Genomic DNA, 15,133 nt, shown 5'->3' with positions numbered 1-15,133 from the left:
GCTCACTCTGCGGTCGTCGCGTCCGCAAGGCGCTCCCATTCGGCCTCCGCACCCGGCAGGCCGAAGCGCAGCCATTTCGGTTCCGCCGCAAAGCGGCGCACGTGAATTCCCGAGCGGCCGAGCTTGTCGGCGATCGCTCGCGCCTGTGCGTGCCGCGCCAGGCAGAACAGATGCGTGCCGCCCTCGACTACCAATCCGCACGCTTGCAGCAATGTATCGAGCCGCCGCCGATCCTCAGCCAGCCGAACGCGCATGGCGGCGAGCCAGCGCTCATCGGCAAGCGCTGCTGAACCGATCGCGAGCGCCGGCCCCGACACCGCCCACGGTCCGAGCTCACCGCTCAGCCTCGCGCACAAGGTTGGATCTGCCACGGCAAACCCTAGCCGCGCGCCGGCGATCCCATACGCCTTGCCGAACGAGCGCAGCACGACCGTCGCCGGCGGAAGTTGCGCCGCGACGCTCACGCCCGGCTCCGCGAAATCGGCGAACGCCTCGTCGACGACCAGCAGCCCGCGACGCTGTGCCAGCACGGCAGCCAGGGCGCGCAACTCGTTGGCGGCGATCACCCGCCCGGTCGGATTGTTCGGGTTGACGACGACGGCGACACGCGCCTCGCCAATGTCAGACGACGCGCGCCGCTCCACAACGCGATGCCCGCAACGCTCCCACGCGGCTGCGTGCTCGCCGTAGGTCGGACCGAGCACGACGACGTCGGATGGCTCGAAGAGACGCGGCAGAACCTGAATCAATGCCTGGCTGCCCGGCGCCGCGACGATATTGTTTGCCTTGCAGCCGTAGCGTTGCGCCGCCGCCTGCAACACCGCCTGTTCGTCGGAAGCTTGTGGCAGCCGCTCCCATAGGTCTGCATCGATTGCCGGCAAGGGGTAGGCATGCGGGTTGATGCCCGTCGACAAATCGATCCACGGCTCGGGTGCCGCCGGAAACCGCAAGCGCGCCGCGGCGAGATCGCCGCCATGCTCGATGGTTTCTGCCCGCCCCTCAGGCGTGCTAGCACCCGGCTGCACCACCGCGCTTGGATCGACTTTCATGTACCCGCTCACTGCGCTCACCGCCGCCGCACTCGACGCCACCCTCGGCTATCCGCAGTGGGTGTTCGCCCGCATCGGCCATCCGGTGAGTTGGATGGGGCGCCTGATAGCATGGTGCGAGCGCCACTGGAACGCGCCCGGCCTCTCCTTCGGCCGCCGCCGCTTGCACGGATTGGCCGCACTTCTGGTCACCGTCGGCGTCACGGCAGGGCTCTGCGTCGCCATTGTCGCAGTCGTCCAGTCCCTGCTGCCGCCCGTCCTCGCCCTTATCCTGGTGGGAGCACTCGCCAGCACGCTGATCGCCCAACGGAGCCTTTACGAGCATGTGAGCGCCGTCGCCACGGCGCTGGAGCAGGACGGCATCGGGGGCGGACGCACGGCGGTGGCGCGGATCGTCGGCCGCGATACGGCCGCGCTTGATACGGCCGCGGTCAGCCGGGCCGCCATCGAGAGCCTGGCGGAGAACTATTCCGACGGCGTCGTCGCGCCCCTGTTCTGGCTGCTCGTCGGCGGGCTCCCCGGTGCCGGCGCCTACAAGGCCATCAACACCGCCGACAGCATGATCGGCCACAAGAGCGAGCGCTATCACGCCTACGGCTGGGCCGCAGCGCGCCTCGACGACCTCGTCAACCTGCCGGCCTCACGTCTGTCGGCCCTATTCATCGTCGTTGCGGCGGCGTTGCTGCCCGGGCTCGACGCGTCCGCGGCGGCGCGCGCCGTGATGCGCGACGCCCGGGCACACCGCTCGCCCAACGCCGGCTGGCCCGAGGCGGCAATGGCGGGCGCCCTCGGCCTGCGGCTCGCCGGACCGCGCGTCTATGGCGGTGTCGCCGTGGACGACCACTGGATGGGCGACGGCCGCGCCGAGGCCACCGCGGGCGACATCCGGCGTGCACTATCCGTCATTCGCCTAGCCTGCGTCCTGCAGGCCCTGACCATCGGTTGTATCGCCGTCGCACTTGCATAAATCGCCGTCCGACCGTAGCGATGCCGTGGCCCAATTCACCGCGAGAGGCGGATGCACGACCCATTCTCGATCGCGCTTGCTCCGCCGCACCTGGTCGTGGCGTTCAACGGGCCGCACCAGGTCCTGAGCTGGGCGCCGCTCCGCCCCGGTCTCCAGGTTGCGACCCGCGTGGCATGGCTCGAGGTGCGCAACGCCGACCTGCCGCCCGAGGTGGACGCGTTCGAGGTCATCCGGCAGCGGATCGCCGCTGCCGGCCTCGACGATGCCGTGACGCTCGTCACCTCGCGTGATATCTCGCGCTACCAAGTGGCGCGCGCGACGGTCGAAGATCAGCACGTGCGCTGCATCGCGACCGTCGGACTGTCGAACAGCGAGCGCGTCGGTACGCGGCTGCATCAGCCGCCGCCGTTCACCGGCACCATCAATCTGCTCGTGCACGTCGGGCAGTCGTTGACCGAAGGCGCGATGCTCGAAGCCATGTCGATCGCCACCGAGGCGCGCACCGCGGCCGTAATCGACGCCAGCATCGCGCGCGGTGGCCTCGCCGTCACCGGCACAGGCACGGACTGCGTCGCGGTCGCCGCTCCCCTAGGCGGTGACCCGCAATCATACGCGGGTAAGCACACCGCGCTCGGCGAGGCGACCGGCGCCGCCGTCTATCGCACCGTCGCCGACGGCATCAAGGACTGGCTGATCGACTGCCCGCCGCAGCTCGCGCTTCGCATAGAAGCTGTTGGCTGAGATTAGTCGGTGACGTCGTCGTCGGCCTTGGGCGCAATACGCGAGCGCACCACCGATTCTGTCAGGTCCGCCGAGCACAACTCGATGAAGCGATAGGCGTAGCCGCGCAGGTAGCGGCCGTGGCGCACGGCGATGCGCGAGGTGTTGCGCGCGAACAGCCCCTTCGCCGACAGAAGCTTCAACCCCGTATCACGCTTGGGATCGTACGCGACCGAGGCGATGATACCGATGCCCAGCCCCGCCTCGACGTAGGTCTTGATCACGTCGGCGTCGAGCGCCGTCATGATAATGTCCGGCACGATCGCCGCTTTGGCGAATGCCTGATCGATACGCGAGCGGCCGGTGAAGCCCGGGTCGTAGGTGATGATCGGCCACTCGGCGATCGCTTCGAGCGTCAGCGGATCGACCTTTTCGAGCTCGTGCCCCGCCGGCACGATCACCGCATGGTCCCATGAGTAGTACGGAAACGAGGTGACGTCCGGGTTCTCCTCCAGCGCTTCGGTGGCGACGCCGATGTCGGCGCTTCCCTCGAGCAGCATGGTGACGATCTCCTTCGGGCTCGCCTGATGCAGAACGAGGCGCACCTTGGGGAACTCCTGCTTGAACTTCACCACCACCTGGGGGAGCGCATAGCGCGCCTGGGTGTGCGTCGTCGCCACCGTCAGCTCGCCGAGATCGGCAGAGGCGAACTGCTCGGCGAGCTGCTTGATGTTGCGCGCGTCGAGCAACATGCGCTGCACGATGCCGACCAGCTCCTTTCCGGGCTCCGTCAGGCCGAGCAGCCGCTTGCCGCGACGCACGAACAACTCGATGCCGAGCTCGTCCTCGAGATCCTTGATGTGCTTGGAGACACCCGACTGCGACGTGTGCAGGGCGTTGGCGACTTCCGTTAAATTGAACTTGCGCCGTACGGTTTCTCGGATGATGCGAAGCTGCTGGAAGTTCACGTCTGGGCGCCTCGATCGAAGACCCGGAGCCTCGAACTCACGAGGCGGACTGGCTGGCCGGCGGCGAGATTAAGCTCGGAAAGTTTCTGGGCCGATAATTCCACCTCGAAGAACTGCGGCTCGGCCGGCTTTCCGGCGCCGTTCGACTGGTAAGCCGGCGCGCTCAGCTCGACCCGGGCCACGGCGCCGACGTCGAGGATGCGGTTCACAGTTGCAGGCACGCCCACCGCATCGCCCCGGTCGGCGGCAACGATGTCGAGTTCGTGCGGGCGGGCGAACGCAACGACGTCGCTGCCATTGACGCCGCCCCCGCCGGCAATCGGCATCACGTTGCCGTTGACCCGCAGATATTCGCCATCGACCCGGCCGCTGAACTTGTTCACCGCGCCGAGGAACGAATAGACGAACGGCGTGGCCGGCTTGGCGTAGACCTCGCGCACGGTGCCCGTCTGCTCGACCTTGCCCTTGTTCATCAGCACCAGCCGGTCGGCCAGCTCGATCGCCTCGTCCTGATCGTGGGTCACGAACAGCGAGGTGATGTGCAGCTCGTCGTGCAGCCGGCGCAGCCAGCGTCGCAGCTCTTTGCGCACCTTGGCGTCGAGCGCGCCGAACGGCTCATCGAGAAGCAGCACACGCGGACGCACTGCGAGGGCGCGGGCAAGTGCGATGCGCTGGCGCTGGCCGCCGGACAACTGGGAGGGATAGCGATCGGCGAGCCAGCCGAGCTGCACCAGCTCGAGCAGCTCTTTCACGTTCTTCTTGATCTCGCGCTCGGGCAGCCGCAGGCGGCGCGGCTTCACGCGCAGCCCGAAGGCGACGTTGTCGAACACCGTCATGTGCCGGAACAGCGCATAGTGCTGGAACACGAATCCGACTTGCCGCTCGCGCACGTGCGTACCGGAGGCATCCTCGCCGTCGAGGATGATGCTGCCCTGATCCGCGTAGTCGAGGCCGGCAATGATGCGCAAAAGCGTGGTCTTGCCGCATCCCGAAGGGCCGAGCAGCGCGACAAGCTGGCCGGTCGGAAAATCCAGGCTGACGTTATCCAGCGCGACGAAGCTGCCGAACGTTTTGCGGATGCCGCGGACTTCGATGCTCATGGTGCCTCGGGCTCATGCGGTTGAATGCCGGCCCGCCACTCGACGAAGGTCTTCAGGACCAGGGTGACCAGGGCTAGCAGTGCCAGCAACGACGCCACGGCGAACGCGGCGGCGAATTGGTACTCATTATAAAGAATTTCGACGTGCAGCGGCATGGTGTTGGTCTGACCGCGGATGTGGCCGGACACGACCGACACGGCGCCGAACTCGCCCATCGCGCGGGCGTTGCAGAGGATGATGCCATACAGCAGACCCCATTTGATGTTGGGCAGCGTCACGCTCTTGAACATCCGCCAACCCGTGGCGCCGAGCACCAGCGCCGCCTCTTCTTCCTCGCGTCCCTGCGCCTGCATGAGCGGAATGAGCTCGCGGGCGACGAACGGCACCGTGACGAAGATCGTCGCCAGCACGATGCCGGGCACGGCGAAGATGATTTTGATGTCGTGCTCGTACAGCCATGGCCCAAACCAGCCCTGCAGACCGAACACCAGGACGTAGATGAGGCCGGCGATGACCGGCGAAACCGAGAACGGCAGGTCGATCAGTGTGATCAAAAACTGCTTGCCGCGAAAGTCGTGCTTGGCGATCGCCCACGCGGCAGCAATTCCGAAGACGACGTTCAGCGGGACGGCGATTGCCGCCGCCAGCAGCGTTAGCTTGATAGAGGAGAGCGTGTCGGGCGTAGCGATGGCGCTGAAATAGGCTTCCCAGCCCTTCTTGAAGGCTTCGACAAAGACCGCCACCAGCGGCAACAGTAGGAAGGTGGCGAAGAAGGCCAGCGAAATGCCGATGACGATCCACTTCACCAGCGGCGGATCGGCAGCGGCGGGGCTCGCCTCGAAGCGCTCGGCGCGGGCGAACGGCGCGGCGTGGGCGACGACGGCCATTTACCGCGACCTTTCGTTCGAGCGCGCCGTCCAGGCCTGCAGCACGTTGATGATGAGCAGCAGGATGAAGGACACGATCAGCATGACGGCGGCCACCGTCGTCGCGCCGGCGTAGTCGTACTGCTCGAGCTTGGTGATGATGATCAGGGGCGTGATTTCCGAGATCATCGGCAGATTGCCGGCGATGAAGATCACCGAGCCGTATTCGCCGACGGCGCGGGCGAAGGCCAGCGCAAAACCGGTCAGCAGCGCGGGTCCCAACGCCGGCAGCACGACGCGACGGATGGTCTGCAAACGCGTGGCGCCGAGACTGGCAGCGGCCTCCTCGAACTCGATGTCGAGGTCCTCGAGCACCGGCTGCACCGTACGCACGATGAAGGGCACGCCGATGAAAACCAGAGCGACGAGCACCCCGAGCGGTGTGAACGCAACCTTGATGCCGATCAGCTCGAGGTAATGGCCGAGCCACCCGTTGGGCGCGTAGAGAGCGGTCAGGGCAATGCCGGCGACGGCGGTCGGGAGGGCGAACGGCAGATCGATGAGCGCATCGACGATGCGACGGCCGGGGAAGTTATAGCGAACCAGGCTCCACGCCAGCATCAGGCCGAATACGACATTGATCGCTGCCGCCAGCAGCGAGGCCCCGAAGCTCAAGCGGTAGGAGGCCATCACGCGTGGGGTCGTCGCGACGTGCCAGAACTCGCTCCACCCGAGCGACGCGCTCTTGATGAAGACAGCCGTGAGTGGAATGAATACGATCAGCGAGAGGTACGCGAGCGTCACCCCCATCGAAAGCCCGAAACCGGGCAGTACCCTGCGCGCCGCCGCCATGACCTTTGGCTCCCGATCCGCCGTGCCTATGCGATGACGACGATGAGCGTCAGGAACAGCACTGCGCTGAGCAGTCCGGCCCAGGACAGCACGTGGTCGGCAGACATGGTTACCCCCTTCGTTATGACGCCGGCAGCGTAGCGATACGTCTGCTCAGCGCGAACGAACAAAAACTGCAGTGCTTATGCGGAAAACTGCTAATGGCTCGGCGCCGTCAGCCGCTCTTCCCGTTGTAGGTGACGACCCGGTAGAGCAAGGCCTCGTTCCCCTCGGGATTGCGGAAGATGCGCTCGACGTCTGCCTGGAACAGCGCTGCGTCCCCCTCGGACAGCAGCAGCGGCTGGTCGACCCCCACCGTCAGCTCGACGCGTCCCTTCACCACCACGATGCTCTCGCGCGTGCCGCCCACCTGCGGCTCGAACGCCTCGCGGTGCTTGGCGGCGAGGCGACACTCGTAGAACTCGACGCGTGCGTCCGCCTCGGAGGGAACGAACAGCGCCCGCGCCGTGAAGCGGCCGCCATTGCTGCTCAGCAGCGGCGAGGTATTGCGCACGAGAACTTTGGTTTGTTGCGACGCGGGTTTCGACACCAGCGTCGCCAGCGACACGCCGAGTGCCTCGGCGACCTTCAACAACAGGCTGATGGTCGGGACGCTCTTGCCGGTCTCGATCTGACTCAGCATCGCGCGGCTGACGCCGGCAAGCTTGGCGAGACGCTCCAGCGAATGTCCTTGACGGGTGCGCAGCCGCTTCAGGTTCGTGCCGATGATGGCGGGAAGCGATCGCGGCGCACTCGCGCCACCATCGAAGCGCGGCCGACGTGTGCCGTGCTCCTTGTCCGTCCGCGCCATAAGCAATTCTGCCGACGAGCTCATCGGCACCCCCGCATCCTGAACAGCCCCAACTCTTGTTAGGGAAGCTAGGAGCGACGGGTTATGCGGGGAACGAAGAAAAACAGATGAGCTTATGAAGCCGGCGGCAAAGCGCGGATCTCGAAGACGATCAGAACTTGATCACCGCGCCCGTCAACAGAAGATCGAGATCATCGAGCGGCGCATCCGCGATCGGCCCGTTGGCCACGACGCCGTTGAGCTGTCGGAGCTGCAGCTCGCCCTCTACATGACGATATGAAAGATAGAGGATCATCGCGGCCTTATCGATGCCCTGCGCGATGCCGGCACCCATGATGTTCACGTCCGTATACCACTCGGCCCAGTTGCCGGTTCCGGTCGGGTTGAGCGCATCGCCGGCCCTGACCGTGCGCCGCGTACCGCCGGCGCCGTCATAGTTGTAGTACTCGCCGTAGATGGTGGTCTTGCCGAGGTCGTTGAATTTTTTTTCAACGCCCGCCTGCGCCGCCCAGAAGAACTGGTCCTCGTCAACGTTGGTGCCGGAGAAGCGCTGCGTGTCGCGGATCAAGTTGTCCACCTTCAAGCCGGTGCCGAAATTCAGGAACAGGCCCGTCTTCTCGTGCAGAACGCTGAACGATCCGCCGTAGCTTTGGCAGTCCTGGTTTGAGTGTACCGTGCCGTCGAAGGCGATATTGTCGACCTCCGCGGCGGCGCACACCGCCAGTTCCGCGCCGTCGATGACCTCGAGGTAGCCGACACCGGCCTCGAACTTGACGTCGCCGAACTCCCCCTTGTAGCGGAGCGCCACATCCCAGAACTCCTTCGTACCCAGCGAAGCCGACAGAAAGAACCCGTGCACGGCGGGGGATTCGTACTTGATCATGTCAAATCCGCGCTCACCCTCACCCGGCTGATCGCCGCTGTCGCCGATGAGGCGCCGCCAGGAAATGCCGCTGCTCGTCAACCGCCCGTTCACGGCCGAGCGCAGCAGCATGCCGAGACCGGTATCCTCGACGTCCGAGTACTTGGCGAACGATTCCGTCTGCGTGAGATTGATCTCGGTGATCTTGTCCGTGGCGGCATTGCTCAAGCCCACGATCAGAGTGCCGCGGTGCTTCTCCTTCAGGTACCAGTAGATATCGCGCAGATCGAAGCCGACGTCGTCCGGGTTGTCGTCGCCCTTGGGGTCGATCTGACTGACGCGCTTGGAGTTCGCTGAGCGGATGCCGATCTCGATCTTGAACCCGGCTTCCCAGTTCTTGTCGATCTTCGCCTTCCCCTTGAAGCCGAAGCGCGTGCGCTGGTTGTCGTTGGTAACCAAGTAAGCGTCTGATTCCTTGCCGTCATACCAGCCGAGCAGCGCCTGGTTGACGAGACCATAGATTTCGAGGCCGACCTTTCGATTGCCGCGGCGTGCGACCGTCTCCTCGAGCTCAGCGATGCGCGCGTCGAGATCGGCGCAGCAAGAGCTGCCGGGGTCCGTCGCCTGCGCAAGCGACGGCGCACATGCGAAGGTAGCGGCCAAAGTGGCGGCGATCAGTTGCGCCCGCGCGGGGCCTGTCAGGATCCGGGTCAATGACATGCCTCCGCAAAGAAACGACCGCGTGCTGGCACAACGCTTTGATTTGCATCGACGCTAACCGATTCGCGCCTCACCCCAGGATTGGCATGTGATTCTGTGACAGCCGTTTGCCGGTTTTCTCCGCGATGGTTGGCGCCGCCGCCACTCTGAGCGATCGCGCAAACAAAAAGAGCCGCCCGGAGGCGGCTCTTTCTGCGTGTTGTACCGGCGTTGCGAGATCAGAACTTGATAATCGCACCCGACATGACGAGGTCGAGGTCGTCGAGCGGCGAATCGGCGATCGCCCCCGTGACGGGATTGCGGAGGGTCAAATCGCCTTCGACGTGGCGATAGGAGAGGTAGACGAGGAGCGCCGCCTTGTCGAAGCCCTGGGCGATGCCGGCGCCGTAGGATTGCACGCCGGTCGACCAGATCTGCGCGCCGGCGACGCCGACCGTATTGAGCGGGTCGGTCGCGGACGCGATGGTACGGCGGCTGTTACCGCCGCCATCGTAGTCATAGTACTCGCCGTAGACGGTCGTCTTGCCGTACTCGGTGAACTTCTTCTCGATACCACCCTGGACGGCCCAGAACGTCTGCTCGTCACTTGCTCCGGCGGCACCGACCGCCGTACGGCGCGCAACGTCATCCGTCTTTTCGCCGGCGCCGAAGTTGACGAACAGGCCGGTCTTCTCGTGCAGGACGCTGATCGATCCGCCAAACTGGCTGCACTTGGTGTCGGGCGCCCCAACAGCTGAAAAGGCGCAGACAGTCTGTGTCTGCAGGTTATCGGTAATCTCGCCGTAGCCGATGCCAGCCTCGATGGTGAAGCCATGGAACTCGCCCTGCCAGTTGAGGGCTGCATCCCAATAGTCATCCTCGCCCCAGGCGGCAGAGGCGGTAAAGCCGGCGAACTCCGGCGATACATACTTCACGGCGTTGAACCGCCGCTCGCCTTCGCCCGGCTGGTCGCCGCCGTCACCGATGAGACGCCGCCAAGTAAGGCCCGTCTGGCCCGTGGCGCCGACTCCATTGGCGGTGAGGCCACCGTTCTTGGAGCGCAGCAGCATGCCCAGCCCCGTATCCTCGATGTCAGAATACTTGGAGAACGATGCTGTCTGAGAGAGATTGATCTCGGTAATCTGGTCGGTGGCGGTCCCTTGCCTGCCGACCGAGAGACGGCCGTACGTCTTGCTCTTCACGAACCAGTATGAGTCGCGGATATCGAAACCCACGTCTTCAGCGAAGTCATTGCCCTTTGCGTTAAACTGGTTGGCGCGCTTCGAGTTGGCGGTACGAATGCCGATCTCGATCTGATAGCCGGCCTCCCAATCCTTATCGATCTTGGCTTTGCCCTTGAAGCGAAAGCGCGTGCGCGAGTTGTCGTTGGTAACGACGTACGCATTGCTCTCTCTACCGTCGTCCCACCACAGCACCGCCTCGTTCACATGGCCCGAAATTTCGAGCGAAACTTTGCGGTTGCCTTTGCGCGCCGTGGTCGCCTCGAGCTCGGCGATGCGCTCCTCTAGGTCTGCGCAGCAATCTCCTCCGAGATCGGCAGCGCGAGCCGGCGCGGCTCCGGCGAATATGCCTAGACCAAGGACCAGCGCAAGGCCGACCCTACCCCCTACTCCCCCGTACATCACAAACTCCTACGCTTACAATTACGCAACAGACGCTACGCGACTTGGTCTCCGTTATATTGGCGTCAAGTGAAGTTATAACGGACTGATATATCTACAGCTTTTAGGTCTCTCACCTCCTCGTCAACGACGCATTGTGATGACTGATGACAGCGATCGCGCGCTGCTGCGCAGCGGACACACTTTTCCGTTGCAGCGAATGCAATGCGTGCCGCGGTGAACGACGCGCGCGCATCAGAAGTCTCCTGCGTGAAGCGCATCGTGCGCGCGGCGTTGTGCGAAGCTGCGCGGCACGTCGCCTCGCAGCGAGCGATAGATGGCGAGACCGCGCGGCCACGCGCCGTATCCCGAGCTGACGTTGATGTGTCCGGCAGCGCCGAGATTGATCAGCTCCGAGCCCCAAGCTTCCGCCCAGGCCGCGGCGCGATCGATCGGCATCCACGGATCGTTGGTGCTCGCGACGACAACCGAATGCGCGCCGAGCACGCCGTTGGTGATGACGTTCTGCAATCCGAAGCGGGCCGGATCGGCCGGCGCGACGAGCATGAGACCGGCGATGCGCTGGCCATGGTCGTGCGCCGTCTGCACGGCTGCGAGGCAGCCGAAGCTGTGAGCGACGATATAGATGCGGCCGGAATTGCGGTTGAGCGCGTGATGGATTTGCGCCGACCAGAGGGAAAGATCAGGCGTGCCCCAGTCGTTCTGCTCGACACGCACGCTGTCGGGCATCTGCCGCTCGAACCAGGATTGCCAATGATCGCTGCCGCTGCCGTGCAGGCCGGGTACGATGAGAGTGGTATCCATGGCGAGCCTCGCCTCGTTGGATGGTGAAAGTGCGTGCGCCGGCTTCCTGCGCTTGCGTGAGCGGGAACCCCAGCGAGAAAGTCGGCGCACACCCGACGATCGGTATTCGGGAGCGGTAGCCTCGATCAGCGTGCGGCGTGGGTCCGTTGCTGATCGAGGTTTTGACCGATCGTCCTATTCAGATCAGCTCTTCTTGTCGGCGGCGCCCGGCGCATAGATCTGGTCGAAAATCCCGCCGTCGTCGAAGTGGGTCTTCTGCGCCTTTGCCCAGCCACCGAAGACTTCGTCGATGGTGAACAGCTTCACCGGCGACAGCTGAGCCTTGTACTTCTCGGCCACCTTGGCATCGCGCGGGCGATAGAAGTGCTTGCCGGCGATCTCCTGGCCTTCCGGCGAGTAGAGGTACTCGAGGTAGGCTTCGGCGACCTTGCGCGTGCCCTTCTTGTCGACGTTCTTGTCGACGACCGTGACCGGCGGCTCGGCGAGGATCGAGATCGAAGGAATGACGATCTCGAACTTGTCGGGACCGAGTTCCTTAGTGGCGAGATGGGCCTCATTCTCCCAGGAGATCAGCACGTCGCCGATCTGACGCTCGGTAAATGTGGTGAGCGAGCCGCGAGCACCGGTGTCCAGCACCTTGGTGTTTTTGTAGATCTTGCCGACGAGGTCCTTCGCCGTCGCGTCGCTGCCGCCCGCCTGCTTGAGCGCATAACCCCACGCGGCGAGGTAGTTCCAGCGTGCTCCGCCCGATGTCTTCGGGTTTGGCGTGACGACCTCGACACCGTCCTTGGCCAGATCGTTCCAGTCCTTGATGCCCTTGGGGTTACCCTTGCGCACCAGGAACACGATCGTCGAGGTGTAGGGAGACGAATTGTCCTTCAGGCGCTTCTGCCAATCGGCAGGGATGAGATTGCCCTTCTTGGCGAGCTGGTCGACGTCACCGGCGAGCGCCAGGGTGACGACGTCGGCGTCGAGGCCATCGATGACCGCGCGGGCCTGCTTGCCCGAACCGCCATGCGACTGCTGGATGGTGACGTCCTCGCCGGTCTTCTCTTTCCAGTGCTTGGCGAACGCGGCGTTGTACTCCTGATAGAGCTCGCGCGTCGGATCGTAAGAAACGTTGAGCAGCGTCGTCTGGGCCTGCGCCACCGAGGCGCCGCCGACGAGGCTGGCGGCAACGGCGAGTGCCAGCGCCTGCCGCCGGGTGAAATCGATCTTCATAGGTGCATCCTCTCTAACCGTGACCTCAACCAATCAGGTCCGGGGAAGAGAGAACTAACGTTGGCCGGGCGGCGACCGAACGAAGAAGATCTTCTGAGCTTATTCGCAAAATTGCTCACTCCCGGCGCTTGCGCCGGGGGCGTAACCGAATGCTCAAGGAAGCGTAAACGGCGCAATCGCATCGCCGAAGGACGCAGGGCGACGGGATGCGCTTTGCCGCTGCGCAAGGTGTGGCTTGGGAGTGCCTCACGTGCGGGGAGACGCAAATGGCAATGCAATCACCTGGCGTTCCGCTTCCAGCGTCGCGGCGTCCAACATGCTCGTCACCCCGCGAGCATGAAAGCAACGCGCGGTGCCAAACCCGTGAATACTCGTCAAATTCCGATTGCGGCATGGCCGCCGACGCCACAGCGTTTGCATCAGATCGCGCCGCTGATTCGCCAACGGGCCTCCATGGACGCGGACCTCGCGCTTCGCATCGCCGCGCCGACTTTGCCGCCATCGGATGCGGCGGCAATTGCGCATCTGCTCCCCGATGTCCTCGCCGACAATCTCGACGTCGTGTTCGTCGGCACCGCCGCCGGGCGCCGATCATTGGCGCGCGGCATCTACTATGCCGGTGCGGGAAACAGGTTCTGGCCGATGCTGCGGCAGGTCGAGCTCATCCCGCCGCGCTTTGCAGCGCGCGACTTCGCCGAGCTTATGAGCATCGGCATCGGCTTCACTGACTTGAGCAAGACGGGCTGCGGCATGGACCGCGATGTCGTCGTCACTGCGGCCGACATCGCCGTCTTCGACGCGAAGCTCCGCGCGTGCCAGCCGCGGGCCATCGCCTTTACCGGCAAGAAGGCGGCGGGCCTCTGGCTGCGCCGGCGCACCGACCGCATCCCCTACGGTCGCCAGAAGCGGCGTCCGCCCGACTTCTGCGACGCGTTCGTGTTGCCGTCACCATCGGCCGCGGCGCGCCGGTACTGGAAGGTCGAGCCCTGGCAGGAGCTCGCCGACTGGCTGCGCGCCACCGCGCCCTGGCGGTTCTGACGGTTGCCGGTAGAACGCCGGAGCTTCCGCCGCCTTTCAAAATCGTAACTTTGCAACGGTCGCGAACCATGGCAGCCTGAGTCCATCGTTCAACAGCTGAGAGGAGGTGATCCGATGTCGAGTGGGATCTTGAGGACGGCGATGTCGCGGTCGCTCGGGTTCACGCCGGATATGCCTCCGGTCTGCACCTGAAGCACTAGCGGCGCAGCGCAACAATCGCTGCAATCGCCGCCGATGTCTCACGGAGGCCGCCCTCAGGGCGGCCTCTTTGTTTTTGGGCCCCTCGAAAGTCGTTAACCCAGCGGCAATGTCGCCACGGGCCTTGTCTGTCGGCGCCGAGCGCCTAGATGGTCATTCGCTTAGACGATTATCTAACGGAGGCACCCGATGTCGAAGCCCGTTTCCGCCCTTGCCGCCAAGTCGGATCTCTTCGATCCGATTGTGCTCGGCCCCTATACCCTCGCCAACCGCATCGTCATGGCGCCGCTGACGCGCTCGCGCGCCGACGACGAGGGCGTGCCCGGCGAGCTGCAGGCGACCTACTACGCGCAGCGCGCCTCCGCCGGCCTCATCATTTCGGAGGCCACCAACATCTCCCCGCAGGGCAAAGGCTACATCCGCACCCCTGGCATCTGGTCGAAGGAGCAGGTCGAGGGCTGGAAGCTGACCACCAAGGCCGTGCACGACAGGGGCGGCCGCATCTACCTGCAGCTCTGGCATGTCGGCCGCGTCTCGCACCCCGACCTCCAGCCGGGCGGCTCGCTCCCCGTCGCGCCGAGCGCCGTGCGTGCCGAGAACCAGCAGGCCTACACGTACGAAGGGTTCAAGCCGCTCGTCACGCCGCGCGCCCTTGAGACCGCCGAGATTTCCGGCATCGTCGCCGACTACGCGCACGCCGCCAAGCGCGCCAAGGAAGCAGGCTTCGACGGCGTCGAGATCCATGCCGCCAACGGTTACCTCTTGCAGCAGTTCCTTTCCGACAAGACCAACAAGCGCACCGACCAGTACGGCGGCTCGATCGAGAACCGCACGCGCATTGTCGTCGAGGTCGTCGATGCCGTGGTGAAGGTATGGGGTGGTGACCGGGTCGGCATCCGCCTCGCGCCGCTGACCAAATTCGCCGACATCGGCGATTCAAACCCCGAACCGGTCTACCTGTCGCTGGTCGAGCAGCTCAACCCGTTCAAGCTGTCGTACATCCACGTCGTCGAGGGCGACACCGGCGGTGACCGCAACCCGTCCGGCGCCTTCGACCTGCAGAAGCTGCGCCGCGCCTTCAATGGCCTCTATATGGCCAACAACAACTACACGCTGGAACTCGCCGTCGAGGCGCGCGCCGAGAATCTTGCCGATCTAATTTGCTTCGGCCGGCCGTTCATCGCCAACCCCGACCTCGTCGAGCGCTTGCGCGAGGGCGCGCCGCTGGCCACGCCCGACCCGAGCACCTTCTATGCGGGCGAGGCGAAGGGATACACCGACTACCCCGCGCTCTGA

General features: G+C 64.9%; 15 protein-coding genes. 4 read left to right on the top strand and 11 right to left on the bottom strand.

All coding sequences use genetic code 11. The features are described from left to right. Positions 1–2 precede the first annotated feature (2 nt). Positions 3–1,049, bottom strand: coding sequence for a threonine-phosphate decarboxylase CobD (gene cobD / locus GIW81_RS15845; protein WP_154740308.1), 1,047 nt, complete (start codon positions 1,047–1,049; stop codon positions 3–5). Between cobD and cbiB the strand changes: the two genes are divergently transcribed. Both cbiB and GIW81_RS15835 read left to right on the top strand, forming a co-directional pair. Further along, positions 1,048–2,016 carry an adenosylcobinamide-phosphate synthase CbiB gene (gene cbiB, locus GIW81_RS15840; RefSeq protein ID WP_154740307.1) on the top strand — a complete coding sequence of 323 codons (969 nt, stop codon included), beginning with the start codon at positions 1,048–1,050 and terminating at the stop codon, positions 2,014–2,016. The genes cobD and cbiB overlap by 2 nt on opposite strands. 51 nt (positions 2,017–2,067) lie before the next feature. After that, positions 2,068–2,757, top strand: a complete 690-nt coding sequence (locus GIW81_RS15835; RefSeq protein WP_154740306.1) for an adenosylcobinamide amidohydrolase — start codon at positions 2,068–2,070, stop codon at positions 2,755–2,757. Positions 2,758–2,759: 2 nt separating this feature from the next. Here GIW81_RS15835 and GIW81_RS15830 read toward each other — a convergent pair whose 3' ends face one another. The 10 genes from GIW81_RS15830 to GIW81_RS15785 all read right to left on the bottom strand — a co-directional run bounded on the left by GIW81_RS15830 (position 2,760) and on the right by GIW81_RS15785 (position 12,601). Further along, positions 2,760–3,704, bottom strand: coding sequence for a CysB family HTH-type transcriptional regulator (locus GIW81_RS15830; protein WP_324615068.1), 945 nt, complete (start codon positions 3,702–3,704; stop codon positions 2,760–2,762). Continuing rightward, positions 3,701–4,804: a sulfate/molybdate ABC transporter ATP-binding protein gene (locus GIW81_RS15825; RefSeq protein WP_154740305.1), complete on the bottom strand. Its 1,104-nt coding sequence runs from the start codon at positions 4,802–4,804 to the stop codon at positions 3,701–3,703. Before GIW81_RS15825 ends, GIW81_RS15830 begins: the two co-directional genes overlap by 4 nt. Further along, the gene (gene cysW, locus GIW81_RS15820; RefSeq protein ID WP_154740304.1) at positions 4,801–5,691 is read right to left on the bottom strand and encodes a sulfate ABC transporter permease subunit CysW; all 891 of its coding nucleotides are present in this window, start codon (positions 5,689–5,691) and stop codon (positions 4,801–4,803) included. The genes GIW81_RS15825 and cysW overlap by 4 nt, the downstream gene beginning before the upstream one ends. After that, positions 5,692–6,522, bottom strand: coding sequence for a sulfate ABC transporter permease subunit CysT (gene cysT / locus GIW81_RS15815; RefSeq protein ID WP_154740303.1), 831 nt, complete (start codon positions 6,520–6,522; stop codon positions 5,692–5,694). It abuts the gene before it with no gap. Positions 6,523–6,548: 26 nt separating this feature from the next. Beyond that, positions 6,549–6,692 (bottom strand): hypothetical protein, encoded by a 144-nt coding sequence (locus tag GIW81_RS15810; protein ID WP_154740302.1) that lies wholly within the window; start codon positions 6,690–6,692, stop codon positions 6,549–6,551. Between the two features lie 44 nt (positions 6,693–6,736). Then, positions 6,737–7,396 (bottom strand): helix-turn-helix domain-containing protein, encoded by a 660-nt coding sequence (locus GIW81_RS15805; protein WP_210251951.1) that lies wholly within the window; start codon positions 7,394–7,396, stop codon positions 6,737–6,739. Positions 7,397–7,523: 127 nt separating this feature from the next. Further along, the gene (locus tag GIW81_RS15800) at positions 7,524–8,954 is read right to left on the bottom strand and encodes a porin (protein ID WP_154740301.1); all 1,431 of its coding nucleotides are present in this window, start codon (positions 8,952–8,954) and stop codon (positions 7,524–7,526) included. 218 nt (positions 8,955–9,172) lie between these two features. Further along, complete coding sequence (locus GIW81_RS15795) at positions 9,173–10,576, bottom strand: porin (RefSeq protein WP_229309355.1); 1,404 nt, start codon at positions 10,574–10,576, stop codon at positions 9,173–9,175. A gap of 234 nt (positions 10,577–10,810) precedes the next feature. Continuing rightward, complete coding sequence (locus GIW81_RS15790) at positions 10,811–11,380, bottom strand: RBBP9/YdeN family alpha/beta hydrolase (protein ID WP_154740300.1); 570 nt, start codon at positions 11,378–11,380, stop codon at positions 10,811–10,813. A 183-nt stretch (positions 11,381–11,563) separates the two neighbouring features. Beyond that, on the bottom strand, positions 11,564–12,601 hold the full coding sequence (locus GIW81_RS15785; RefSeq protein ID WP_154740299.1) for a sulfate ABC transporter substrate-binding protein: 1,038 nt from the start codon (positions 12,599–12,601) through the stop codon (positions 11,564–11,566). 453 nt (positions 12,602–13,054) lie between these two features. Here GIW81_RS15785 and GIW81_RS15780 point away from each other — a divergent pair, with 453 nt between their 5' ends. Then, the gene (locus GIW81_RS15780; RefSeq protein WP_154740298.1) at positions 13,055–13,639 is read left to right on the top strand and encodes a mismatch-specific DNA-glycosylase; all 585 of its coding nucleotides are present in this window, start codon (positions 13,055–13,057) and stop codon (positions 13,637–13,639) included. A 387-nt stretch (positions 13,640–14,026) separates the two neighbouring features. Next, positions 14,027–15,133 (top strand): alkene reductase, encoded by a 1,107-nt coding sequence (locus tag GIW81_RS15775; protein WP_154740297.1) that lies wholly within the window; start codon positions 14,027–14,029, stop codon positions 15,131–15,133.

The sequence above is a fragment of the Hyphomicrobium album genome (assembly GCF_009708035.1).
Lineage (GTDB): Bacteria > Pseudomonadota > Alphaproteobacteria > Rhizobiales > Hyphomicrobiaceae > Hyphomicrobium_A > Hyphomicrobium_A album.
Note: the sequence above shows the minus strand (reverse complement) of the source record. Positions and strands in the feature narration are given on the sequence as shown.